The organism is Mesorhizobium sp. M0088, assembly GCF_040322895.1.
Taxonomy (GTDB): domain Bacteria; phylum Pseudomonadota; class Alphaproteobacteria; order Rhizobiales; family Rhizobiaceae; genus Mesorhizobium.
In genome coordinates, this window is the sequence record NZ_JAMYUI010000003.1 from 291,694 (window position 1) to 317,063 (window position 25,370).

At 62.7% G+C, this 25,370-nt stretch carries 23 protein-coding genes; 18 read left to right on the plus strand and 5 right to left on the minus strand.

Features of this window, described 5'->3' with window-relative positions; genetic code table 11:
• Nucleotides 1–4 precede the first annotated feature (4 nt).
• A complete protein-coding gene (locus NKJ67_RS05720) occupies nt 5–1,363 on the minus strand; it encodes a trimethylamine monooxygenase (protein ID WP_352580770.1) in 1,359 nt (452 codons plus the stop codon).
• A gap of 317 nt (nt 1,364–1,680) precedes the next feature.
• On the opposite strand from NKJ67_RS05720, the gene NKJ67_RS05725 reads away from it, so the two are divergent.
• Nucleotides 1,681–2,397 carry a helix-turn-helix domain-containing protein gene (locus NKJ67_RS05725; protein ID WP_127270283.1) on the plus strand — a complete coding sequence of 239 codons (717 nt, stop codon included), beginning with the start codon at nt 1,681–1,683 and terminating at the stop codon, nt 2,395–2,397.
• Nucleotides 2,398–2,547: 150 nt separating this feature from the next.
• A complete protein-coding gene (locus tag NKJ67_RS05730) occupies nt 2,548–2,919 on the plus strand; it encodes an endonuclease domain-containing protein (RefSeq protein WP_127320072.1) in 372 nt (123 codons plus the stop codon).
• Nucleotides 2,920–3,038: 119 nt separating this feature from the next.
• Here the strand turns inward: NKJ67_RS05730 and NKJ67_RS05735 are convergent, their stop codons facing one another.
• The 4 genes from NKJ67_RS05735 to NKJ67_RS05750 form a co-directional block, all read right to left on the minus strand.
• Nucleotides 3,039–4,079 carry a heme-dependent oxidative N-demethylase family protein gene (locus NKJ67_RS05735; protein ID WP_352580771.1) on the minus strand — a complete coding sequence of 347 codons (1,041 nt, stop codon included), beginning with the start codon at nt 4,077–4,079 and terminating at the stop codon, nt 3,039–3,041.
• Nucleotides 4,080–4,088: 9 nt separating this feature from the next.
• Entirely contained in the window at nt 4,089–5,054 is a 966-nt protein-coding gene (locus tag NKJ67_RS05740) for a PDR/VanB family oxidoreductase (protein WP_352580772.1), read from the minus strand.
• On the minus strand, nt 5,051–5,647 hold the full coding sequence (locus NKJ67_RS05745; protein ID WP_292560918.1) for a dimethylamine monooxygenase subunit DmmA family protein: 597 nt from the start codon (nt 5,645–5,647) through the stop codon (nt 5,051–5,053). The genes NKJ67_RS05740 and NKJ67_RS05745 overlap by 4 nt, the downstream gene beginning before the upstream one ends.
• A gap of 141 nt (nt 5,648–5,788) precedes the next feature.
• On the minus strand, nt 5,789–6,922 hold the full coding sequence (locus NKJ67_RS05750; protein WP_352580773.1) for an aminomethyl transferase family protein: 1,134 nt from the start codon (nt 6,920–6,922) through the stop codon (nt 5,789–5,791).
• Between the two features lie 286 nt (nt 6,923–7,208).
• Here NKJ67_RS05750 and NKJ67_RS05755 point away from each other — a divergent pair, with 286 nt between their 5' ends.
• From NKJ67_RS05755 to NKJ67_RS05830, 16 genes are all read left to right on the plus strand, one after another.
• Nucleotides 7,209–7,496 (plus strand): hypothetical protein, encoded by a 288-nt coding sequence (locus NKJ67_RS05755; RefSeq protein ID WP_027036059.1) that lies wholly within the window; start codon nt 7,209–7,211, stop codon nt 7,494–7,496.
• Between the two features lie 26 nt (nt 7,497–7,522).
• Nucleotides 7,523–7,900: a hypothetical protein gene (locus NKJ67_RS05760; protein ID WP_352580774.1), complete on the plus strand. Its 378-nt coding sequence runs from the start codon at nt 7,523–7,525 to the stop codon at nt 7,898–7,900.
• A gap of 36 nt (nt 7,901–7,936) precedes the next feature.
• Nucleotides 7,937–8,098, plus strand: a complete 162-nt coding sequence (locus tag NKJ67_RS05765; RefSeq protein ID WP_013532900.1) for a hypothetical protein — start codon at nt 7,937–7,939, stop codon at nt 8,096–8,098.
• A gap of 14 nt (nt 8,099–8,112) precedes the next feature.
• Nucleotides 8,113–9,516 carry an APC family permease gene (locus NKJ67_RS05770; protein WP_023808735.1) on the plus strand — a complete coding sequence of 468 codons (1,404 nt, stop codon included), beginning with the start codon at nt 8,113–8,115 and terminating at the stop codon, nt 9,514–9,516.
• Nucleotides 9,517–9,561: 45 nt separating this feature from the next.
• Nucleotides 9,562–10,251, plus strand: coding sequence for a hypothetical protein (locus NKJ67_RS05775; protein WP_352580775.1), 690 nt, complete (start codon nt 9,562–9,564; stop codon nt 10,249–10,251).
• Nucleotides 10,248–10,571: a hypothetical protein gene (locus NKJ67_RS05780; protein WP_256745840.1), complete on the plus strand. Its 324-nt coding sequence runs from the start codon at nt 10,248–10,250 to the stop codon at nt 10,569–10,571. Before NKJ67_RS05775 ends, NKJ67_RS05780 begins: the two co-directional genes overlap by 4 nt.
• A gap of 103 nt (nt 10,572–10,674) precedes the next feature.
• Complete coding sequence (locus tag NKJ67_RS05785) at nt 10,675–11,571, plus strand: class II glutamine amidotransferase (protein WP_063167616.1); 897 nt, start codon at nt 10,675–10,677, stop codon at nt 11,569–11,571.
• A gap of 4 nt (nt 11,572–11,575) precedes the next feature.
• A complete protein-coding gene (locus NKJ67_RS05790) occupies nt 11,576–12,301 on the plus strand; it encodes a GltB/FmdC/FwdC-like GXGXG domain-containing protein (RefSeq protein WP_256745841.1) in 726 nt (241 codons plus the stop codon).
• A gap of 6 nt (nt 12,302–12,307) precedes the next feature.
• Nucleotides 12,308–13,636: an FMN-binding glutamate synthase family protein gene (locus NKJ67_RS05795; RefSeq protein ID WP_127255237.1), complete on the plus strand. Its 1,329-nt coding sequence runs from the start codon at nt 12,308–12,310 to the stop codon at nt 13,634–13,636.
• Nucleotides 13,637–13,698: 62 nt separating this feature from the next.
• Complete coding sequence (gene glnT / locus NKJ67_RS05800; RefSeq protein ID WP_352580776.1) at nt 13,699–15,006, plus strand: type III glutamate--ammonia ligase; 1,308 nt, start codon at nt 13,699–13,701, stop codon at nt 15,004–15,006.
• A 36-nt stretch (nt 15,007–15,042) separates the two neighbouring features.
• Nucleotides 15,043–16,296 carry a sarcosine oxidase subunit beta family protein gene (locus NKJ67_RS05805; protein ID WP_352580777.1) on the plus strand — a complete coding sequence of 418 codons (1,254 nt, stop codon included), beginning with the start codon at nt 15,043–15,045 and terminating at the stop codon, nt 16,294–16,296.
• A 17-nt stretch (nt 16,297–16,313) separates the two neighbouring features.
• Nucleotides 16,314–16,589 (plus strand): sarcosine oxidase subunit delta, encoded by a 276-nt coding sequence (locus NKJ67_RS05810; protein ID WP_352580778.1) that lies wholly within the window; start codon nt 16,314–16,316, stop codon nt 16,587–16,589.
• Nucleotides 16,590–16,818: 229 nt separating this feature from the next.
• A complete protein-coding gene (locus NKJ67_RS05815; protein WP_352580779.1) occupies nt 16,819–19,800 on the plus strand; it encodes a sarcosine oxidase subunit alpha in 2,982 nt (993 codons plus the stop codon).
• Complete coding sequence (locus tag NKJ67_RS05820) at nt 19,793–20,416, plus strand: sarcosine oxidase subunit gamma (RefSeq protein ID WP_127322334.1); 624 nt, start codon at nt 19,793–19,795, stop codon at nt 20,414–20,416. The genes NKJ67_RS05815 and NKJ67_RS05820 overlap by 8 nt, the downstream gene beginning before the upstream one ends.
• A 347-nt stretch (nt 20,417–20,763) precedes the next feature.
• A complete protein-coding gene (locus NKJ67_RS05825) occupies nt 20,764–23,133 on the plus strand; it encodes a trimethylamine N-oxide demethylase (protein WP_352580780.1) in 2,370 nt (789 codons plus the stop codon).
• 389 nt (nt 23,134–23,522) lie between these two features.
• Complete coding sequence (locus NKJ67_RS05830) at nt 23,523–25,232, plus strand: trimethylamine N-oxide permease (RefSeq protein WP_127270074.1); 1,710 nt, start codon at nt 23,523–23,525, stop codon at nt 25,230–25,232.
• Nucleotides 25,233–25,370: the final 138 nt, after the last annotated feature.

Sequence of the window (25,370 nt, forward strand, 5' to 3'; positions counted from 1 at the left end):
CGCCCTACTCCGCCGCCACGCCCTTCACCTCGAGATAGCTCTCCATCGAATCGTCCAGCGCCTGCAGCCACGGCGTATGATGCAGCGGCGCCATGGTCCCGGTCATCAGCGAGCGGTAGGCGTGGTCGCGGAAGCCCATGATGTTCTCCGCCTTGTGGTGTTCCCATTCCATGAAGGTCTGGTTGACCGCCTCGACGTCGAAGCCCGGATAGTCGGTCTGGTCCATCAATTCCTTGGTGTAGTCGCCCTGGAACCAGATCATCTGCTCGGCGTCTTCGAGCGTTTCCTCACGCGCCCTCCATTTCGCGCCGTGCTCGGCCATCGCCTCGGCCGAGGGCAGCTCGATGCGGCCCATGATGACGTCGCGGGCGAACCAGGCCTGCGCGTCGAACATGTTGAAGGTGTAGAACTGATCCTGCATGCCGATATAGGAAAGCTGCGGGTTCTTCTCCCAGACGACGCCTTCATAGAGGTCGAGCGGCCACATGCGGTTGGCTGTCTTGAGCTTCAGATCGTCGGTGAGGAAGGGGAAGGAGTGCAGGTAGCCGGTGCACAGGATGATGGCGTCGACATCCCTAGTGGTGCCGTCCTTGAAGTGGGCTGTCTTGCCTACGACCTTCTGCAGCAGCGGCACTTCCTGCCAATTCTCCGGCCATTTGAAGCCCATCGGCTTCGAGCGGTAGCTGGAGGTGATGGATTTGGCGCCATATTTGTAGCATTGCGAGCCGATGTCCTCGGCCGAATAGGAGCGGCCGATGATCAATATATCCTTGCCCTTGAACTCCATCGCGTCGCGGAAATCGTGGCTGTGCAGGATGCGGCCGTTGAAGGTCGAAAAGCCCTCGAAATAGGGTACGTTGGGCACCGAGAAATGGCCGGAAGCGACGACGACATTGTCGAACTCTTCGGAATAGGTGACGTCGTTGGTGCGGTCATGCGCGGTGACGGTGAATTTCTTCGTCTCGTCCGAAAACGTCACCATGCGCACCGGGCTGTTGAAGCGCACCCATTTGCGCAGGCCGGATTTCTCGACGCGGCCCTTGATGTAGTCCCACAGCACGGCGCGCGGCGGATAGGAGCCGATCGGCCGGCCGAAATGCTCCTCGAAAGTGTAGTCGGCGAATTCCAGGCACTCCTTCGGTCCGTTCGACCAGAGATAGCGGTACATCGAGCCGTGCACCGGATCGCCATGCTCGTCGAGGCCGGTGCGCCAGGTGTAGTTCCACAGGCCGCCCCAGTCCGACTGCTTTTCGAAGCAGACGATTTCGGGAATGTCGGCGCCCTTGTCGGCCGCCGACTTGAAGGCCCTGAGCTGTGCCAGGCCGGACGGGCCGGCTCCGATGACGGCAACGCGACTTTTCATGGCAGGCCTCCCGATCTGGTTTCGACTTTTGTCTTGACGCAATTCCCAAGGGGAAAGCGCTATGCGCTTTTCCCGGAATTGCTCTTACGAAACAAATTTCACTCACAGGACAGTAATTGGCCCTTTCGTGCTGTCAACAGCCCGATGCTGAAACAAGGTTTCGCCGATGTGGATTTCCTGCGAAAAACCGGACGCGGCCAAACATCATTATCATGCGCATGCGCGTTCACGCGACTTGCCGTCGCAGTTGCGCTCCTGTATCGGCACCTGACATGTTCACCTAGAGTGAAATAAATCCCAGGAGTGCCGGGGGCGACATGGCGAAGAAGGTTTCCGATCCCAAGGCTGGTCTTGCCGGTGCAACGGCCAAGCCGCTGCCAAAGGTCTCGGCCGACGGCAAGACCATCCGCGCGCCGCTGACGCAGAACCCGCATGCCATTCGCGACACGCGCGAAAAAGTGCTGGAGGTGGCGATCGGCCGCGAGGTGCGGGCCTTCCGCAAGAAGCTCGGCATCACCGTTGCTGATCTCGCGGTCGCCACCGACATTTCGCTCGGCATGCTGTCGAAGATCGAGAATGGTATCACCTCGCCGTCGCTGACCACCTTGCAGGCACTGTCGCGGGCGCTCGGCGTTCCGGTCACCGCCTTCTTCCGCCGCTTCGAGGAGGAGCGCAGTGCCGTCTTCGTCAAGGCCGGCCAAGGTCTCGATGTCGAACGCCGCGGCACCCGTGCCGGTCATCAGTACAACCTGCTCGGCCATATCGGATCCAACACCAGCGGCGTCGTCGTCGAGCCCTATCTGATCACGCTGACCGAGGATTCCGATGTGTTCCCGACCTTCCAGCATGAGGGCATGGAGTTCCTCTACATGCTCGAAGGCGAGGTCGTTTACCGGCACGGCAGCAACCTCTACCCGATGAAGCCCGGCGACAGCCTGTTCTTCGACGCCGACGCGCCGCACGGGCCGGAGCAACTGACGAAACTGCCGATGCGCTATCTGTCGATTATCTGCTATCCGCAGAGCGCGGGTTAAGCGGGACTCGATCTCCCCTTGGTCTCTCGTGAGGAGATCGGCTTCGCGACGGCTCCTCTTTTGCACTGGTGATTGGCGAAAGCTGAAGTGACATTCGATCTCCCCCCTGGAGGGGGAGATGTCCGGCAGGACAGAGGGGGGCGAACCGCGATGACGCACAATCTGGTATCCGCCAACAGCCGCCGCAATGCGCGCACGATGCGCAAGGTGATGACCGATGCCGAACTCAAGCTTTGGAATGAGATCAGGGCACACAGGCTGATGGGACTGGGGTTTCGGCGCCAGATGCCTATCGCCGGCCATATCGTCGATTTTGCATGCCCGGACAAAAAGCTGATCGTCGAGCTTGATGGTTCCCAGCATGGCCGGGCCGAAACGTCGGAATCGGACGCTGCAAGAACCGCCAAATTCGAAGCGCTGGGCTGGACGGTCCTGCGCTTCTGGAACGACGATGTCATTCGCGATATCGACAATGTCTGCCAGCATGTCGTGATTGTGGCTGGGCTGGGCGACGCGTCGTAAGCGCGGAGGTGGAGATTGGGCAAGGCAGGCGCTCCACGGCGCCCCCCTCTGCCTTGCCGGGCATCTCCCCCTCTTGGGGGGAGATTGGCTGCTTTGGGGGCAGCGCCAACATCAGCTATTCAATCCGGCCCAAACCCTGGGCTCGTCGCGCTCCCATCGTCCAGCTTCGACAGCCACGCGACCAACGCCGGGCGATAGCGTGTCAGGCCCTTGTAGTTGGCGAGTTCGTCAGGCAGGTCGCGGATGACGCGGTGCAGGCGCCGTGCCCATTTTGGCTGCGTCGCCAGCTCGTCCATCTTGATCAGATAGCAGCGGATCGGGAAGACGATGCCGTTGGAGCGCGGCAGCCGCCAGAAGCTCTGCAGTTCGACCCGCAGATGCACCTTGTCGCCGACATTCTCCGGCGTCACCGTCGCCCGGTCCGGCCCCCATTTGTGGTAGTTCTCGGGGCTGGTGTCGAGGCGCGGATTGATGGTCATCGTCCAGTTCAGGCGCCGCGCCGGCTTGCCCTGCTGGATGTTGGTGAGGAATTTCAGCGCCCTGACGAAAATCCCCTTCTCATGCGCCAGCGGCACCGGCGCATGCCATTCGAAGAAGTTCATGCCGATGTCGAAATCGAGCGACCAGTCGGCCTGGGTGGTGACCATGCCGGCATCCATCCACAGATTGCCGTCGCGCTGGTCGAGGATGCAGAAATCGCCCTGGCTTTGCCGGGTGATGTATTCCATCGGGCCGTAAGGCAGCGTCGAGGTGTCGCCGAAAGTGAAGGTGTCGTCGATTCCGAGCGGCCGGTTGATCCAGCGCCAGCGATCGCCGTCGCGGGTCAGCGTGAAATGCTCGGGATAGCCCAGCGCCTGCTGCTCCATCAAAAGCTCGAGCAGGTCCCAGCCGGCCAGCGTCATGTGCGGCAGCGACTGGCAGCGCAGCGGATCCTCGGCCAACACCAGCGCGCGGTCCTGCATCTCGGCGACATAGTGCTCGTCGACGTCGATCAGGTTTTCCAGCACGCTGCCCCTGGGTCCGACGACATGCGGCTCGATGTTGACAGCATACATGTAGGCGTCTTCGTGGAACGGGAACGGGAAGCGCCTGATGTGCTCCGGGCTGTTCTTGAAGGTGAAGTCATCGCGGAACGTTTCCTTGCGAAAGGTGATGCCCATGATTTTCTCCTACCGTTCCAGGACCAGCGACCGGCCTTCGAAGCGCGACACGCACGGCATGATCTTCTTGCCCGAACGGTGCTCTTCCTCGCTCAGCCAGTGGTCGTTGTGGATGAACCTGCCGTCGCAAGAGATGACGTTGGTCTCGCACTGGCCGCAGACGCCGCCACGGCAGAGATAGGGCGGATCGACGCCGGCCGCCTCGATCGCTTCCAAGAGGCTCTGCTGTTCATCGACGCGGATCGCCTTGCCGCTGACGGCAAGCCTCACGTCGAACGGCAGTCCGGGTTGAGGTGCCGCGAAATGCTCGAAATGCACGGTTTCCGCCGGCCAGCCGAGGCTTGCCGCGCGATCGCGCACCCAGTTGATCATGCCAGCCGGGCCGCACACATAGAGATGCGTGCCGAGCGGCTGCGTCGACAGCAACCGGTCGAGTTCGATGCGCTCCTCAAGGTCGTCATGATAGAGCCTGACCCGGCGGTCGTAGCGCTCGCGCAGCACATCGGCATAGGTGCCGAGCGATGCGGTGCGGCAGGTGTAGTGCAGTTCGAAATTGCCGCCTTTCGCCGCAAGCTGAGCGGTCTGTGCCATGAACGGCGTGATGCCGATGCCGCCGGCCAGCATCAGATGCTTTTTGGCGCGCAGGTCGAGCGAGAACAGGTTGACGGGGTAGCTGACCACCATCTCCATGCCCGGCTTGACGCTCCGGTGCATGAACAGCGAGCCGCCACGGCCGACATCGTCGCGCCGCACCGAGATCGTGTATTCGCGCGTATCGAGCGGCGAGCCCATCAGCGAATAGGGATTGAGCCTGGTGCGTTCGCCGTCGCGCATCTCGACCACGACATGGGCGCCGCCGGAAAAAGTCGGCAAAAGCTGCCCGTCGCGCCGGCGAAAATGGAAGCGGGTGACGAGGTCGTTGACCGGGATGACGTCGCTGACAACGACATCGAGTTTTGTTGTTCCGGTGCTCATCGAAAAATCTCCTCCATCGGAGGAATCTCCGAGCGATCTTCCGCATTGATGCAGACGCCCTGGAAGGCTGCGATGCGCCTGGAATAATGGTCGCGCACCAGAAGCAGCAGGCCGCAATGCGCGCAGGTCGCCGGCTGCGTCGTCACATTCTCGGTGATGCCCTTGCAATGGACACATTGCATGCGCCGCGCCAGCGAGCCGCGGTGCTCGGTCTGGATCGAAGTGTGGTCGATGCCGGCTTCAAGCGCCACCTGCATCGCCTGGCCGATCAGGCCCTCGGTGCCGGCGAGATAGAGGCGCAAGCCCATATGCGCGTTGGCCAGTGTCTGCCGGAGCCGTGGCAGCAGGCTGGCAAAGGACGGCGCCTGGTGGAACTGTGCCGGCTTCAACGCTTCGAGTGCGACGGCATGTTTCCCGTCAAGCCCGGGAATGAAGACGATTTCGGCGTCGTCGAAAAACCCGGGCGGCGCCCTCCCGGCCATCTCCGCTATCGCCAGCGCCCCTTCCGCGTCCGCGATGAAAAGATGATGCTTGCCGGGTTGCGGAGACAAGGTTCCGTAAACGGGCCGGCTGATGATGCTTTTGGCTGCCATTTATGTCTTCGTGCCTTCGAGCGCTTCACCGTTTCATAGAAACGGCGGACCGCTCTATCTCTTTGCTTTGACGCAATTCCGCAGGGAAACCGTTTCACACTTTTCCTGGAATTGCTCGAACCCCTCGGTGTTGACTATGCCTCAACCTTTCGCCGTGCGCTTGGCCTTCTTTGGATCATCGAAGGGAAGCGGCTGCGCCGTCGCCTTGATGGCACCGCTCTTGTTGCGGATTTCGAGCTTGGTGTCCTTGACCGCGCAGTCCACGTCGAGCCGGGCGATGCCCATCGATTTCTCGACCAGCGGCGAATACATGGCACAGGTCACCACGCCGACCTTTTTGCCGTCGCGATAGACCGGCGCACCTTCGTCAGCCGGCTCCTTGCCGTCGAGCAGCACGCCATAGATCTTGAAGCGCTCCTTGCCCTTCAGGCGATAGTGCTCCTCGGCGCCGCGAAAGCCGGTCTTGCCGGGGCTGACGGTGAAGTCGAGGCCGAGTTCCCACAGCGTGTCGCCCGGGCCTTCGTTCTCAAACGGATACTTCTGCGAATTGTCGTAGGGGTAGAAGAGCAGATAACTTTCGACGCGCAGCATGTCGAGCGTGGTGAAGCGGCACGGAATGATGCCGGCGCTCTTGCCCTCGTCGAGGATCCTGTCCCAGATCGTGCCGGCATCCTGGCCGCGGCAGAAGATCTCGTAGCCGCGCTCGCCGGTATAGCCGGTGCGCGAAATCATGACGGGCAAGCCGAACAGTTGCGTCTGCATGTGATGGAAATAGTTGAGGTCGCGAATGCCCGGCACATGCTTGGCCAGATAATCGACTGCTGTCGGACCCTGCAGCGACAGATCGTGCAGATTGTCGTCGAAGCGCAGCGAGACGTCGCGGCCCATAGCTGCCCGCTGCAACTCCTCATGGCCGGTGCCCGAACCATGCACGACCATCCAAGCGTTGGGGCCGGTGCGGTAGAGGATGCAATCGTCGGTGAATTTGCCCGCCTCATTCAGCATGCAGGCATAGGCCGACTTGCCGGGATAGATCTTTTCGACATCGCGTGTGGTGGCGAGGTCGATGAGATGCGAGGCGTGCGGCCCTGATATGTGGACCTTCTTGAGGCCGGAGACATCCATCAGACCAGCCTTGGTGCGGATGGCGATGTACTCCTCGTCGGCATCCTTGTCGTAGGTCCAGGCGGTTCCCATGCCGCTCCAGTCTTCGAGCTTCGAACCGAGCGCTCGGTGGCGACCCGCCAAGGTCGAAAATCTCCAGGATGCCGTCATCCGCTCGTCCTCCGTTTCGATAATGCTCTGCTGTTCCCTGCCCCCTGCGCAGCGGCGGGAGCTTTGGCCGAATATTGATCGCAAACCTCCGGGCGCCGCAATACCCATAAGCAATTAATTTCATTGTCAGGCAAAATCCGCCGCGCAAACCAAACGGTTAACCCCACGTAAATCGCGCTTGACAATTGCGGGATTCAGACAGAACTTATGAAAAAAATTTCACTCTGTTGAAAGAGGACGACGGACGGGGGATTCGGAACCGGACGGCGGAAAAGGGGAGAAACCGATGTCAGACATGCAACAGCGCATCGAAGCGCTGTATCGTTCCGACGTGCGCGGAGCCGCGCTCCTGATCGTCTGCCTGTGGGCGACGATCCTCTTCGTCCTCCTCATGACATGGCCCTACATCCCGCACAGCGGCATCAAGGCCGTGGTCGCGATCGCCGCCGCCGCCGTGCTGATCTTCAACACGGCCGCCATCCTGGCGATGGTCAAGCACTACAAGGAAGACAAGGAATTCATCTACGGGCTCGATATCAAGAACGCCGACGCGTTCCGCAACCGCAAGTCCTGAACCGCAAGTCCTGAGGGGTAGAAGAGATGTCCCGCTACACGCCGCCGGAGCAAAGCAAGGCCGGGCAGGTTTTCGACATTGCCGTCGTCGTGGTCGCCATTTTCGTGGCACTGTGGCTACCGCTCAAGCTGGGCCTCGCCGGCGCGGCGAAATCCATCGACGCGCTCGACACCAAGACCTGGGAAGCGCTAGGCCAGAACCCGACCATGGCGTCTATCTGGGAAAAGCTCGGCTATACGCCCGAGACCGCGCACGACATCATCCAGAACCGCTTCCACTATGTCATCGACTGGCCGACGCTGATCATCATGGCGGCGGTGCTGATCGGTTATTTCGTCTTCCTGTTTCGTGCATCAGACCGCGAATATCGCGACGTCATCAACGAAAAATTCGACGACAAGTAAGAGTTCTTAGGACGATTTAATTCGGGGGACACGATCATGTGGGTGGCACTCTCTTACGCATGCTGGGGCATCTCGATCGTGCTCGCTTTGTGGATGCTCTACGACTGGTTCAAGGTTGACACGACCTTCTCCGAAGAGGTGCTGACCTCCTCACGCGAGGGCGAACTGGAAGCCACTTCCGAAAAACACCGGATCTGAGTGAGGATTGAACAATGACGATCGCACTTGAACCGGCTGCCCCGGCTGCCCAAGGGGACAGAGTTTCACTCCTGCGCGTGCTCGGACCGGCCCATGTCTGGGCGCTCGGCGTCGGCATCGTCCTGGTCGGCGAATTCACCGGCTGGAATTTCTCGGCGGACAAGGGTGGCGCACTGGCCGCGCTGATCGTCTGCTGGGTCGTGGGATTGCTCTACACCTCGGTCGCCATGATCGATTCCGAGGTGACATCGACCGTGGCCGCCGCCGGCGGTCAGTATGCGCAGGCAAAGCACATCGTCGGACCGCTGATGGCGTTCAACGTCGCGCTGTTCCTGGTCTTTGCCTACACCATGCTCGAAGTGTCCGACGCCATCCTGCTCGGCGACACCATCGTCGCCAAGGCGGGGGTCGAAGGGCTCACCCACAATTCCTTCATCGCCGCGACCATCGTCGTGCTGGCGTGGCTGAACTATCGCGGCGTGCTGATGACGCTCAATGTCAACTTCGTCATCACAGCGGTCGCCTATATCTCGATTGTCATCCTGTTCTTTTCGGTCAGCCCGTGGACGCAAGGCGCCGTGCTGAAGCTGAACGAGTTGGTCACGCCAGGCAATGCGCTCCCCTATGGCTGGATCGGCGTCATCGCCGCCTTCCAGTTCGGCATCTGGTACTATCTCGGGATCGAGGGCACCACACAGGCGGCCGAGGAAGTGCGCTCGCCGGCGCGCTCGCTGCCTTACGGCACCATGGCCGGCATGATCACGCTTTTGATCGCCGCCGCCATGACCTGGTATGTCTGCGCCTCGATGATGCCATGGGAATATCTCGGCATCACCTATTATCCGCTGTGGGACGCCGGCAAGCTGACTGGCAGCCCGCTGCTCGAGAACCTGTTGTTCGTCGCCACGCTGCTTGCTGCAATGGCCTCCGCCAATGGCTGCATCAACGATGCGGCGCGCGCCTGGTTCTCGCTCGGCCGCGACCGCTATCTGCCGACATGGTTCTCGGCCGTGCATCCGAGATATCGCACGCCCTATCGTTCGATCCTGTTCCTGCTGCCGATCGCGCTGGCCTTCGCCTTCATCGCCGACCTTAACCAGGCGATCACCTTCTCGATCCTGTCGGGCGTGCTGCAATACACGTTCATGAGCATCAACATCATCATGTTCCGCAAGAAGTGGCCGCTGGGCTCGATCCGCCGCGGCTACACGCACCCCTTCCACCCGATCCCGGCCATCGTGCTGTTTTGCCTGTGCGTGGTGACCTTCTTCGCCATCTTCCTCGGCTTCGGCTCGCAACTGATCGCCATGGTCGCCTTCTATTTCCTGATCTCACTGTGGTTCCATTTCTATCGCTACAAATTCGTGCGGCGCGGCGATCAGTTCACCATGCCGTGGCCGAAGCCGCAGGGTTATTGATGGGAGTAGGCCGGTCCGTATCCTGGATGGGCGTGGCATGAGAAAATGTCCGAGCTGACATCAGCACTGCTGGCCGGAGCCATTGTCCTGGCTATCGTTCTCCACCTTGCCTGGCAGGCGCGTGCCAGCCGCAACAGGGCATCGATGGCGCTTGCCGTCGAGCAGGACCGCATCCGCACAGCCATCGCCGACGCAGCCAATGTCTCGGACGGCACCGCCGGTGTCATCACCTGGGAAGGGTCCTGGAACAGCAAACGTGTCCAGGTGCGCACCATCGTCGACACACTGGCGACGCGGAAACTGCCGGCGCGCTGGCTCAGTGTTTCGATCACCGAGCCGGTGGCCGTGCCCGGCACCTTCGATATGATGATGCGGCCGGGGTCGCCGACGACCTTCTCCAATTTCGATCATCTCGACCACACGCTGCCGAAGAGTTCGGCATTTCCGGCCGAGGCCGTGTTGCGGACGGATCGCAGGGGCGTCCACTTCCCACTGGAGACCATCGCCGGCCACCTCGGGATTTTTTCCGAAGGGCGCGCCAAGGAACTGCTGATCACCCCGAAAGGGGTACGCATCGTGTGGCTGCTGGCCGAAGCCGAACGGGCGCGCTACGGTGTGTTCCGGCAGGCCGAGTTTGGCGACGCCACACTCGAGCCCGCGCTGATCGAAAGACTGCTGGTGTCGGTGTCGGCGCTTCGCGACGCCATCAACAAAAGCGAACGGCAAGCCGCATGACCAGTCCCACCACGGCACCCACCAATCCCTATCTGGTTCTCGGCGCCGCAATCGTGCTGCCGGGAAGCGGGCACGTCATTCTCGGCGTGCCGGTGCGCGGCCTTCAGTTCCTTTTCTTCATGGTGATCCTGGCATGGGCGACGGCCAAGATCGCACCGTCGGATGCCAGCTTTGTCGGCCGTCACGCCGGCGGCTTCCTGATCTATGCCTTGTCGATTCTCGACGCCTACAAGCTCGCCCGCATCCGCACCGCCAAATGGGTTCACAATGCCCGGCGAGACGGCGACAGTGCGCAGAGCGGCATTGAGCCGCATAGGTAACTAGAGGAATATTTTTTTCATACGATTGAATTTGTGCGGCTCATTCGATACATCCTCTCTTAGCTACAAACGATCTCTTAGCTACAAACATCGGGAGGCTGACATGTGTGGAATTGTCGGACTGTTTTTGAAGGACAAGTCGCTGGAACCCCAGCTTGGTGCGATGCTGTCGCAGATGCTGATCTCCCTCAGCGATCGCGGTCCCGACAGCGCCGGTATCGCCATCTATGGCGCGCCTTCCAAGAATGAGGCCAAGATCACCATCCAGTCCGCCAAGCCCGACCGCGATTTCCGCGGCCTCGAGGCGGAGCTCGCCAAGGCCATCGGCACGCCAGTGACGATCGCGGTGAAATCCACCCATGCCGTCGTCAGGACCACGCCGGCCAAGATCGATGAAGCGCGCGAAACCATCCAGGCGCTGCGCCCCGACATCCGCATCATGGGCGCCGGCGACGTTGTCGAGATCTACAAGGAAGTCGGCCTGCCTGAGGCTGTCGTCGATCGCTTCGATGTCCGCAAGATGACCGGCACGCATGGCATCGGCCATACCCGCATGGCAACGGAATCGGCGGTGACGACAATGGGCGCGCACCCGTTCTCGACCGGCGCCGACCAGTGCCTGGTGCACAATGGCTCGCTGTCGAACCACAACAACGTCCGCCGCGAGTTGATCCGTGAAGGCATGACCTTCGAGACCGAGAACGACACTGAAGTGGCCGCCGCCTATCTTTCGTCGCAGATGGCGCATGGCAAGAATCTCGGCGAGGCGCTGGAAGGCACGCTCTCCGACCTCGACGGCTTCTTCACCTTCGTCGTCGGCACCAAGAACGGTTTTGGCGTGGTGCGCGATCCGATCGCCTGCAAGCCTGCCGTGATGGCCGAAACCGACCAGTATGTCGCCTTCGGCTCGGAATATCGCGCGCTGACCAAACTACCCGGCATAGACAATGCGAGGGTCTGGGAACCCGAGCCCGCAACCGTCTATTTCTGGGAGCATTGAATTCATGCCGGCAACCACGCTTTCAAAGACCGCAGCACATGACCCTCGGGTCTTCGATCTTGACCAATCGTCGCTGCGCGAACTCAACCAGGCGCTGCACAATCTGTCGCCCGGCTCGAATGAAACGGCCTGGGAAGTGCTGAACCCGAAAGGCAGCCATTCGGTCGCCGTTGGCGTCGACCAGCCTGTTGCCATCGATGTGCGTGGCAGCGTCGGCTATTATTGCGGCGGCATGAATTCCGGCAGCACCATCACCGTGCATGGCTCGGCGGGTCCCGGCGTCGGCGAGAACATGATGTCGGGCTCGATCACCATCAAAGGCGACGCCAGCCAGTATGCCGGCGCCACCGGCAAGGGCGGCCTGCTGGTCATCGAAGGCAATGCCTCGTCGCGCTGCGGCATCTCGATGAAGGGCATTGACATCGTCGTGCACGGCAATATCGGCCACATGTCGGCCTTCATGGCGCAGTCGGGCAATCTGGTGGTGCTGGGCGATGCCGGCGACGCGCTGGGCGACTCCATCTACGAGGCGCGGCTCTTCGTGCGCGGCAAGGTCGACAGCCTGGGTGCCGACTGCATCGCCAAGGAGATGCGGGCTGAGCATCTGGAATTGCTGCAAGGCCTGCTCGACCGCGCCGGCGTCACCGGCGTCAAGCCGTCGGAGTTCAAGCGCTACGGCTCGGCGCGCACCCTCTACAATTTCAATATCGACAACGCCGACGCGTATTGAGGCAGCATGACCTACAGGAACCCGCCGACGACGCCGCGCAAATCCGCGACCTTCGACGACTATACGCTTTCCGAAATCCGCCGTGCCGCGGCGACCGGCATCTATGACATCCGCGGCGCCGGCGCCAAGCGCAAGCTGCCGCATTTCGACGACCTTCTGTTCCTCGGCGCATCGATCTCGCGCTATCCGCTCGAAGGCTATCGCGAGCGCTGCGACACATCAGTCGTGCTCGGCTCTCGCCATGCCAAGAAGCCGATCGAGCTAAAGATCCCGATCACCATCGCCGGGATGAGCTTCGGCTCACTGTCAGGCCCCGCCAAGGAGGCACTCGGGCGCGGCGCGACCCTGTCGGGCACCTCGACCACGACGGGCGACGGCGGCATGACCGAGGAAGAGCGCGGCCATTCAAAGCAGCTGGTCTATCAATATCTGCCGTCGCGCTACGGCATGAACCCGCGCGATTTGCGCCGCGCCGATGCGATCGAAGTCGTCGTCGGCCAGGGCGCCAAGCCGGGCGGCGGCGGCATGCTGCTTGGCCAGAAGATTTCCGACCGCGTCGCCGAGATGCGCACGCTGCCCAAGGGCATCGACCAGCGCTCGGCCTCGCGCCATCCCGACTGGACCGGACCCGACGATCTCGAGATCAAGATCCTGGAACTGCGCGAAATCACCGACTGGGAAAAGCCGATCTACGTCAAGGTCGGCGGCGCCCGGCCCTACTACGACACCGCGCTTGCCGTGAAGGCCGGCGCCGATGTCGTTGTCGTCGACGGCATGCAGGGCGGCACCGCCGCCACCCAGGAAGTGTTCATCGAAAATGTCGGTATGCCGACGCTTGCCTGCATCAGGCCGGCGGTGCAGGCGCTGCAGGATCTGGGCATGCACCGCAAAGTGCAGCTGATCGTCTCCGGTGGTATCCGCAACGGCGCCGATGTCGCCAAGGCGCTGGCGCTCGGCGTCGACGCGGTCTCGATCGGTACGGCTGCCCTTGTCGCGCTCGGCGACAACGATCCCCGCTGGGAGGCGGAGTATAACGAGCTCGGCACCACCGCCGGCGCCTATGACGACTGGCACGAGGGGCGCGACCCCGCCGGCATCACCACGCAGGACCCCGAATTGATGAAGCGGGTCGACCCGGTGGCTGCCGGGCGCCGGCTGGCGAACTACCTCAAGGTGATGACGCTGGAAGCGCAGACCATCGCGCGTGCCTGCGGCAAGAACAGCCTGCACAATCTCGAACCCGAGGACCTCGTCGCGCTGACGATCGAGGCAGCCGCCATGGCCGGCGTGCCGCTGGCCGGCACCAACTGGATACCGGGGAAGAACGGCTTCTGATCAACGAAGGGCCGGTTCCCGCATACTCGGGGAACAACAATCGACAAAAATGGGGAACTAGCGTGGCAACTGATCTTGCAGAATTCGCAAGGGCGAAAAACGTCAAATATTTCATGATTTCCTACACTGACCTGTTCAGTGGCCAGCGTGCCAAGCTGGTGCCGGCGCAGGCGATATCAGACATGCAGAAGGATGGCGCCGGCTTTGCCGGGTTCGCCACCTGGCTGGACCTGACGCCAGCACATCCCGACATGCTGGCGGTGCCGGATCCGGACTCGGTCATCCAGCTGCCGTGGAAGCCGGAGGTTGCCTGGGTCGCCGCCAACTGCATCATGGACGACAAGGAGGTCGACCAGGCGCCGCGCAACACGCTGAAGCGGCTGATCGCGGAAGCAGCCAGCGACGGCATGCACGTCAAGACCGGCGTCGAGGCCGAGTTCTTCCTGATCTCGCCGGATGGCAAGACGATTTCCGACGAATACGACACGGCCTCAAAGCCCTGCTACGACCAGCAAGCGGTGATGCGCCGCTATGACGTCATCACCGAGATCTGCGACCACATGCTGGCGCTCGGCTGGGGCGCCTACCAGAACGACCACGAGGATGCCAACGGCCAATTCGAGATGAACTGGGCCTTCGACGACGCGCTGGCGACCGCCGACAAGCACTCGTTCTTCAAGTTCATGGTCAAGTCGATCGCCGAGAAGCACGGCCTGCGCGCGACTTTCATGCCCAAACCCTTCCAGGGCCTGACCGGCAATGGCTGCCATGCCCATATCTCGGTCTGGGACAAATCGGGCAAGACCAACGTTTTCGCCGACAAAACGATGGAGCTCGGCCTGTCGGCCAAGGGCCGGAGTTTTCTCGGCGGCATCATGAAGCATGCTTCCGCGCTTGCCGCGATCACCAACCCGACGGTCAACTCCTACAAGCGCATCAACGCGCCGCGCACCATCTCGGGCGCGACCTGGGCGCCGAACACGGTGACCTGGACCGGCAACAACCGCACCCACATGGTGCGCGTGCCCGGCCCCGGCCGCTTCGAACTGCGGCTGCCGGATGGTGCTGCCAACCCTTATCTGCTGCAGGCGGTTATCATCGCCGCCGGCCTCGACGGCATCCGTTCCAAGGCAGATCCCGGCAAGCGCTACGACATCGACATGTACCAGCATGGGCACACGGTGAAGGGCGCGCCAAAACTGCCGCTCAACCTGCTCGACGCGTTGCGCGAGTTCGACAAGGACAAATCGCTCAAGGCGGCGCTGGGTGAGGAATTCTCGTCGGCCTACCTAAAGCTGAAGCACCAGGAATGGAATTCCTATGCTTCGCACTTCACGCAATGGGAGCGCGACCACACGCTGGATATCTGACCACCAGCGCGGTGCGAGCGACCTCGGAATGAACTGATGAAATATTCTATCTTCTCGCTCGCCCGCGCCGCCCTGTCCGGCCACAAGAACTGGCAGCGCACCTGGCGCGACGCCACGCCGAAGGATCGCTACGACGTGGTGATCATCGGCGGCGGCGGCCACGGGCTTGCCACCGCCTGGTTTCTCGCCAGCGAGTACGGCATCAGGAATGTCGCCGTACTCGAAAAAGGCTGGATCGGCTCCGGCAATGCCGGCCGCAACACCACCATCATCCGCTCCAATTACGGCCTGCCCGGCAACACCGGCTTCTACGAATTGTCGATGAAGCTGTGGGAGCGGATGGAGCAGGACCTCAACTACAATGCGATGGTCAGCCAGCGCGGCGTCATCAACCTCTACCACTCCGACGCACAGCGCGACGCTTATGCGCGGCGCGGCAACACCATGCGCATCAACGGCATCGACGCCGAACTGCTCGACCTCGCTGCCGTCAAGAAGATGATCCCGTTCCTGAACTTCGACAATGCGCGCTTTCCCGTGCAAGGCGGGCTCTTGCAGCGGCGCGGCGGCACGGCGCGGCACGATGCGGTGGTCTGGGGCTATGCCCATGCGGCGAGCGAACTCGGCGTCGACATCATCCAGAATTGCGAAGTCACCGGCTTCGTCAGGGACGCCAATGGCAAGGTGACCGGCGTCGAGACATCGCGCGGCAAGATCGGCGCCGGCAAGGTCGGCATGGCTGTTGCCGGAAGTTCGTCGCGCGTCGCGGCGATGGCCGGCCTGCGCCTGCCTATCGAAAGCCATGTGCTACAGGCCTTTGTCTCCGAGGCGATCAAGCCGCTCATCCCCGGTGTCATGACCTTCGGCGCCGGCCATTTCTACGTCAGCCAGTCCGACAAGGGCGGCCTCGTCTTCGGCGGTGACATAGACGGCTACAATTCCTACGCCCAGCGCGGCAACATGCCTGTGATGGAGGATGTCTGCGAGGGCGGCATGGCGCTGATGCCGATGATCGGCCGCGTGCGTCTTTTGCGCCAGTGGGGCGGCATCATGGACATGTCGATGGACGGTTCGCCGATCATCGACAAGACGCCAGTCGACGGGCTCTATCTCAACGCCGGCTGGTGCTATGGCGGCTTTAAGGCGACACCAGGCTCCGGCTTCGTCTTTGCCCATCTTCTGGCGCGCGACGAATCGCACGAAGAAGCCGCGCGGTTCCGCCTCGACCGGTTCCGTACTGGCGCCATGATCGACGAAAAGGGCCAAGGCGCCCAACCGAACCTGCATTAAAGGCGGTTTAGAAGAAAATGCGCATTGTCTGTCCCTTCTGCGGTGAACGCGAACTCGGCGAGTTCACCTATCTCGGCGATGCCAAGCCTGTGCGGCCCGAAGCCGGCGCCTCGGAAGACGAGGTCTTCGACTATGTCTATCTGCGCGACAACGTCGCCGGACAGACCAGCGAACACTGGTACCATGGCGGCGGCTGCCGGGCCTGGCTGAAGGTCACACGCAACACGCTGACGCACGAGATTTCCGCCGTTGAGCCGGCGGCTGGCGTGGGTGCGAGGCAGGTCGCGAAATGAATTTTCTTGTGCAAGTCAGCGCCGCCCCTCACCTGCCTGCCGGCACCCTCTCCCCGTATAGAGACGGGGAGAGGGACCTGGCTGCTATTCCTGCAGCGTTGATGATTAGCGAAATCGTGGACGAGAGCGTCCTTCTCCCCGTCACTATACGGGGAGAAGTGCCCGGCAGGGCGATGAGGGGCGGCTCGACGCTGCCGCATGACATCGAAGCGACGAAGGGTCGGCAATCGTGACTTCCAGCCAATCCCATCGGCTCGGCAATGGCGGTCTCATCGACCGCTCGGTGCCACTGAACTTCCGTTTCGACGGCAAGGCTTTCTCCGGCTTCCAGGGCGATACGCTCGCCTCCGCGCTGATCGCCAACGGCGTCAAGCTGGTCGGCCGCTCATTCAAATACCATCGCCCGCGCGGTATTCTCACCGCTGGTTCGGAAGAACCCAACGCGCTGGTCGAGCTGCGCACCGGCGCACGGCGCGAGCCGAACACCAAGGCGACGACAGCCGAACTCTATGACGGGCTCGAGGCCGCCAGCCAGAACCGTTGGCCGTCGCTGCGCCACGATTTGATGTCGGTGAACCAGCTGTTCGCGCCGATCTTCGTTGCCGGCTTCTACTACAAGACTTTCATGTGGCCGGCGAAATTCTGGGAAGCGATCTACGAGCCGGCGATCCGCCGCGCCGCCGGCCTCGGCCGTGCCTCAGGCATCGCCGATCCCGATCACTACGACAAGGCATGGGCGCATTGCGATGTGCTGATCGCCGGTTCAGGTCCGGCCGGTTTGGCCGCGGCATTGGCAGCCGGCCGCGCTGGCGCCCGCGTCATCCTGTGCGAAGAGGATGTTGTCCCCGGCGGCCGCCTGCTGTCGGATGGCGGCACGATCGATGGTGTGCCGGCAGCCGAATGGCTGTCGCGGACGCTGGCTGAATTGGCCGATATGCCCGATGTCCGCATCATGACCCGCACGACATTGTTCGGGGTCTATGATGGCGGTACCTATGGCGCGATCGAGCGGGTCAACGACCACCTGCCCTCGCCGCCTCAGCATCAGGTGCGCCAGCGGCTGTGGCGGATCGTGGCGAAGCGCTGCGTTGTCGCGGCCGGCGCCATCGAACGGCCGATCGTCTTTGCCGGCAACGACACGCCCGGTGTTATAATGGCGTCCGCCATGCGCACCTATGTCGCGCGCTATGCGGCGACACCGGCAAAGCGCCTCGCGCTGTTCACCAACAATGAGGATGGCTGGCGCACGGTCGAGACTGCACTCGGGGCCGGCCTGCAGATCGCGGCGGTCATCGATGCACGGTCCGAAGTGTCGCCAGCGCATCGTTCGCTGGCCTCCAAGGGCGGCTTCCCGGTGCTGCATGGTTCCGTCAGCGGCGTCGATGGCGGCAAGGATGGCGTCAGGAAAATCGCGGTCTCGCTGACCGGTGGCGCGCGCGCCGAGGTCGAAGCGGACGGCCTCGCGGTCTCTGGCGGCTGGAACCCGGCTGTCGGGCTGACTTCCTACCATCGTGGCCGGCCGAAATGGCAGAACGACATATCTGCCTTCGTGCCGGACGGCGCGCCTCCAGGCATGGTCGCCGCGGGTGCCGCCAATGGCGATTTCGGCCTCGGCGCCTGCCTGAGCGAGGGATTTGCCGCCGGCGCGGCAGCGGCGCGTGACACGGGACATAGCGGCACAGTGGGTATCGCGCCTGCCGCCGACGACGAGGCATTCTCGCTGACGCCGCTATGGCACGTCGCCGGCAAGGGCAAGGCGTTTGTCGATTACCAGCACGACGTCACCGCCTCCGACATCGAACTGGCGCAACGCGAAGGCTTTGAATCCGTCGAGCACCTGAAGCGCTACACGACGCTCGGCATGGCGACCGACCAGGGCAAGACCTCCAATGTCGCCGGCCTTGCCATCATGGCCGCGGTCAGCGGCCGTTCGATCCCCGAGACCGGCACGACAATCTACCGGCCGCCTTACGTGCCGGTCGCCATCGGCGCCTTCGCCGGTCATCATCGCGACGAGACGTTTCATGCGACGCGGCTGACGCCGTCGCACCACTGGGCGGCCGAACAGGGCGCAATCTTCGTCGACACCGGCCTGTGGAAACGTGCGCAATGGTACCCTCGCGCCGGCGAGAAGGACTGGCTGGAATCGGTGACCCGCGAGGTCAAGGCGGTGCGCGGCGGCGTCGGCTTCTGCGATGTCTCGACGCTCGGCAAGATCGACGTGCACGGCCCCGATGCCGGCGCCTTTCTCGATCGCGTCTACATCAACACCTTCTCCAGCCTCGCCGTTGGCAAGGCGCGCTATGGGCTGATGCTGCGCGAGGACGGCATCGTCTATGACGATGGCACGACATCGCGGCTGGCCGAGGACCACTATTTTCTGACCACCACCACGGCCAAGGCCGGGCTGGTGATGCAGCATCTCGAATTCTGCCGCCAGGTGCTGTTCCCGGAGCTCGACGTGCAGCTCACTTCCGTCTCGGACCAGTGGGCGCAATTCTCGATCGCCGGGCCGAAGACACGCGACCTGCTCAGGGAAATCGTCGACCCGGCCGAAGACCTTTCCAACGAAGGCTTTCCATTCATGGGCGCGCGCGAAGTAGCACTTCGCGGGGGCCTGAGGGCACGGCTGTTCCGCATCTCGTTCTCAGGCGAGATGGCTTTCGAGATTTCAGTGCCGGCGCGCTTTGGCGATGCCATGGCGCGCAATCTGATGCTGGCCGGCGCGCCATTCGGCGTGACGCCCTACGGCACCGAGGCGCTCGGCGTCATGCGCGTCGAAAAGGGCCACATCGCCGGACCGGAACTGAGCGGCACGACGACGGCGGCCGATCTTGGCCTGGGCAAGATGATGTCGACCAAGAAAGACTATATCGGCCGCGTCATGGCCGGACGCGAGGCGCTGGTAGCCCCGGACCGGCAGGTCGTCGTCGGCATCAAGCCGACGGACAAGGCACGCCGGCTGCGCTCCGGTGCGCACATCATCCCGAAGGGACAGACACCCGGCCCCGGCAACGACCAGGGCTATGTCACCTCGGTCTGCTTCTCGCCGACGTCGGATCAGTGGATCGGGCTCGCGCTTGTCGAACGCGGCCGCGAACGCATCGGCGAGATCGTGCATGGGCATGACCCGTTGCGCGGCGAAGACTACGATGTCGAACTCTGCAATCCCGTCTTCTACGATCCGGATGGAGGGCGCCAGCGTGGTTGATTTTTCCTGGGCTCCCCGCAGTCCCCTTGAAAAGGCGCTTGTTGCCGGCGTGCATGGTGCACGCGGTATCGAGGCCGGCGTCTCGCTGACCGAGATTCGCAATTTTGATCTCGTCCAGGTGATGGCGCGGCGCGGTAAGGCGGCTGACATGGCCACGGCAGCGAAGGTTCGCTTTGGCGTTGCTGCTCCGGAAACGCCGACAGCAGTCGGCGCGGCGGACGCAACGCTGATCTGGTCGGGACCGGATCAGTTTTTCGTGCTGTCGAAGGGCGGCAAGCATTCGACTGAAGCACTCGCTCAGGCGTTTGCATCTTCCGCCTCGCTGTCCGACCAGTCGCATGCGCGCGTGCTGATCAGCATCTCGGGTGACAAGGCGCGGGCGATGCTGGCGAAACTGTCGTCGATCGATTTGCATCCCGATGCGTTTCCGGTTGGCGCGGCGGCGGCTACGTCGATTGACCACACCAGTGTCACGCTCAGGCGTGGGAATGATCGAGATGGCCTGGCGGTGTTCAACCTCCTGGTGTTCGCGACTTTTGCCGAGAGCCTGTGGCACACGATGCTGGACTCGGCCGCGGAGTATGGTGTGGTTATCGGCCATTCCGAGGAATTCTAGCCCGCCAATTGTGGACCTCGGCGCCGCCCCTCATTGCCCTGCCGGGCATTTCTCCCCGTGAACGGGGAGAAAGAAGCTGTTCGGAGTGCCGCGCTATTTCTGCAATGTTGGCGATTGGCGAAACCGGCGACGACAGCGTCCTTCGCCCCGTTTACGGGGAGAAGATGGCAGCAGCCAGATGAGGGGCAGCACCGACGTTTGGAAGATAGACTGGGAGGCCAATTCAATCCCAATTGACTGGGTTCGAAGCATCACCTTCACCTTGCCAAACGCACGCGCACTGCTATTCTTACCGCTAAAATAATTTCACACACAGGCAAACTTGTTTCTCGAACCGCAAGGCTGAAATGAGCCAGTCGCCCTACCCCGCAATTGCTGCCGGACCGCCGCGGCCGAGCCTCATCCTGAGGCCCGGCCAGATCGCGCTGCCGCCGGGCATGGAGCGTTATACGATCCAGGGCAATGGCGCGGTGCTCATCGATATCGAGGCCGGCGACACGATCACCGTGCGCAATGTCGAGGGTGGCCAGGCCTGCGAGTTGCTGGCCTGGGACAGGACCGGCGCGACCGATCCCGGCATTTTCGGTGAAACATCGAACAGCAATGCTGCCGGCATCAAGGCGCTATTGGCCGAGGACGACGACAGCCTCGCATCGCTACGGAGCGGGCTCGCGCGCCGGCAGGTGCAGCTTGACCATGCCAAGGCGGTTCGCGTGTTCGGCGGCGCGACGCCCGCCGGCACCGAACAGGCTTTCACCGTCGCGCGCGATGGCGCGATGCTGATTGCGGCCCCCGGGGGGCCGATGCTGGTCGATGGTCACGACACGGCGACGCCGCTGAGCGCCATCGTCCGCCGCGCCACGATCCGCTCGGCGGTGAAATCGCTACTGGCCGATCCGCTGGCCGATCCGGTGCTCGATTTGCGTGTCCATTCGGCGACGGCGGAGGCCTATTTCGTCAAGGCCGGCGACTATCTCCAGATCATCGATGTCGACGGGCGCCAGTGCACCGATTTCCAGTGCTTTTCGGCGCGCAAGCTGGACAGGGGACTGGATCATCCGCTCGACGTGACGACGACGCGCACGCTGATGGGTGCGAGCTACCCGATGCCCGGCCTGCATTCCAAATACTTTGACCAGGACATGGAGCCACTGGTCGAGGTGGTGCAGGACACATGCGGCCGGCACGACGCCTTCGCGCTCGCCTGCGCGGCCAAATATTACGACGACATCGGCTATCCCGGCCACACCAACTGCTCGGAGAATTTCAACGGCGCTCTGGCCGGCAAGGGCGTCAATCCCCGCGCGGGCTGGATGGCGATCAACTTCTTCTTCAACACGGCGATCGACGCGCATGGCGTCATGGTGTCCGACGAGCCGTGGTCGCGGGCGGGTGACTATGTGCTGCTCAGGGCGCTCACCGACATCGTCTGCGTGTCCTCCGCCTGCCCCGACGACACGACGCCGGCCAATGGCTGGAACCCGACCGACATCCATGTGCGGACCTATTCCGGCCAGCACAAATTCTCGCGAGCGATCGCCAGACGCATGACGCCCGATTCGGAACCGAAAATGACCCGCGAGACAGCTTTTCATTCGAGCTTTGCCAAGCACACCCGCAACTTCGGCGAGTACAGGGGCTATTGGCTCGCCAATTCCTTCGCCAAGGACGGGCCGATCGCGGAATACTGGGCCTGCCGGCAGGACGCGGTGATCATGGACCTGTCGCCGCTGCGCAAGTTCGAGGTTACCGGCCCGGATTCCGAGGCGCTGCTGCAATACACGCTGACCCGCGACGTCAAGAAGCTTGGCGTCGGCCAGGTGGTCTATTCGGCCATGTGCTACGAGCATGGCGGCATGATCGACGACGGCACCCTGCTGCGGCTCGGCAAGGACAATTTCCGCTGGGTCGGCGGTGACGATCTGTCCGGCGAATGGCTGCGCGAGACGGCGACGAAGCTCGGCCTCAACGTGCTGGTGCGCTCGTCGACCGACCAGATGCACAACGTCGCCGTCCAGGGTCCGAAGAGCCGCGACATCCTGCGAGAAGTGATCTGGACTTCGCCATTGCAGCCGTCGATCGACGAGCTCGAATGGTTCCGCTTCGCCGTCGCCCGCATTGGTGGCGGCAACGGCATTCCGGTCGTCGTCTCGCGCACCGGCTATACCGGCGAACTCGGCTACGAGATCTGGTGCCATCCGCGCGACGCCGAAAAGGTGTTCGACGCCATCTGGGAAGCCGGCCAGCCGCATGGGCTGAAGCCGATGGGGCTGCAGGCGCTGGACATGGTGCGCATCGAGGCCGGGCTGATCTTCGCCGGCTACGAATTCTCCGACCAGACCGATCCGTTCGAGGCCGGCATCGGCTTCACCGTGCCGCTGAAGAGCAAGACCGACGATTTCATCGGCCGCGAGGCGCTGATCCGCCGCAAGGAGCACCCGCAGACGAAGCTGGTCGGCCTCGACATCGACGCCAATGTCGACGTCGGCCATGGCGATTGCGTGCATGTCGGCCGCGCCCAGATCGGCGTGGTCACGTCGGGCATGCGCTCGCCGGTGTTGAACAAGACCATCGCGCTGGCCAGGCTCGATGTCACCCATTCAGCTGTCGGTACCGAGGTCGAGATCGGCAAGCTCGACGGCCATGCCAAGCGGCTGCCGGCGCGCGTCGTCGCTTTCGCCCACTACGATCCGCAAAAGACCAAACCACGCTCCTGACGTCCTTCCTCCCAAGACAGTGAGGCCGTGCTGGCAGTTCGTGATAGGAATTTTTTCCTTGACCTGCTGAGGGCAGCTATGCTACATATTCGTCCATGGTGCTGATTTGCGCCGCGACCCGCCTCCGGCGGGTTTTTCATTTCAAGCCCCTCGTCCTTTTCTGAACAATCCGCCCGCGGCAGTGTCAAGCTGACATGTTTCGCAAGCGGGATGTGCACGGCGCGACAAATCGCTTGACCTGAAAGCGCGCCGGATCAATCTTCACTGTTAAGAAAAAAATACGACTGAGTGGAAACACCGGCAGTCGATCAATGCATGCGTCGATGGTGAAGCCTCGCGAAGCCGCGGCGGTCACGAACGGGGAACATCAAAATGGGGAACAAAGACATATGAGCACGATAACGACTGTCCTGGAGCCGCTTGCCGAAGGCAAGTTGCACCGAAATATCGACTGGCGCGGCGCCTTCTGGGTGGCGAGCGGTGTGCCTGCCCTCGTCCTGTTCTCGATCGGCGGCATTGCCGGCACGACCGGCACGCTGGCCTTCGCGATCTGGATCTTCTCCATGATCATGGGCTTCCTGCAATCCTTCACCTATGCCGAAATCGCCGGACTGTTTCCGAACAAGTCGGGCGGCGCGTCGATCTACGGCGCCACCGCATGGCTGCGCTATTCCAAGTTCATCGCGCCGCTGTCGGTCTGGTGCAACTGGTTCGCCTGGTCGCCGGTGCTGTCGCTCGGCTGCTCGATCGCCGCAGCTTATATCCTCAACGCGTTGGCGCCGGTGCCGCTGTTCACCGATGCCTCGCCCGAAGTCGTCGCCTATATCGCCGCGCATGCCGGGACGAGTGCCGCCGACGCCATCACGGCGGTGACCACCGCGGCAACGCCGGTGATCCGCAACTGGACGCTCTACAGCCACACGCTGGGGCCGGTCTCGTTCACCCTCAACGCGACCTTCTTCATCGGCGCGGTGCTGATGCTGATCATCTTCGCCATCCAGCATCGCGGCATCCTCGGCACTGCCAACGTGCAGAAATATATCGGCCTGCTGGTCATCATCCCGATGCTGATCGTCGGCGTCGTGCCGATCGTCACCGGCCAGATCAACTGGGCGAATTTTTCGCCGCTGGTGCCGCTGGCGGCAGCCTACGCGCCCGAACCCGGCGCCTGGAACATCGCCGGCTGGACGCTGGTGCTTGGCGGCATGTTCATCGCCGCCTGGTCGACCTACGGTTTCGAGACCGCCGTCTGCTACACCTCGGAGTTCAAGAACCCGGGCACCGACACGTTCAAGGCGATCTTCTATTCCGGCCTTTTGTGCATGCTGCTGTTCATCCTGGTGCCGTTCACCTTCCAGGGCGTGCTTGGCCTCAACGGCATGCTGGCGACACCGATCGTCGACGGCTCCGGTGTCGCCGACGCGCTGGCCGGCATGGTCGGCGGCGGCGCACTGATCCACAGCCTTTTGGTGATGCTGATGATCCTGGCTCTGGTTCTGTGCATCATGACGGCCATGGCCGGCTCTTCACGCACGCTCTACCAGGGCTCGGTCGATGGCTGGCTGCCGCGCTATCTCAGCCATGTCAACGAACATGGCGCGCCGACGCGGGCAATGTGGACCGATCTCGTCTTCAACCTGATCGTGCTGGCCATCGCCTCTGCCGACGCGACGAGCTTCTTCTTCATCCTCGCCGTGTCGAACTGCGGCTATATCATCTTCAACTTCCTCAACCTCAATGCCGGCTGGATCCACCGCATCGACAACGGCCATATCGCCCGGCCTTGGAAAGCACCGAGCTGGTTGCTCGGCGTCGGCGCGATCTTCGCCTATGTCAACATGATCTTCATGGGCGCGGGAGCCAAAGTTTGGAACCCGATGGCGCTGTGGGCCGGCCTGATCACGGCAGCCCTGATTATCCCGGTGTTCTGCTTCCGCCATTACATCCAGGACAAGGGCAAGTTCCCCGACCACATGCTGGCCGATCTCGGCATGACGGGGGCCGACCTCTCGGTCAAAAAGGCGGGCATACTGCCCTATCTGACGCTGGTCGCCGGCGTGGTGGTGATGCTGCTCGCCAACTGGTTCTTCGTCATCTGACCTCGTAAAAGTGAAAAGGATCGGGGGCCCGTCGGCGCCCCCGCTCCTGTTTGACATGGGGGGTGGGGGTATTACGGCGGCCCTGGCAGTTTGGGGGTTTGGGGTTGCATGGTCAGTTGCAGATAGTGGGGGCGCCCC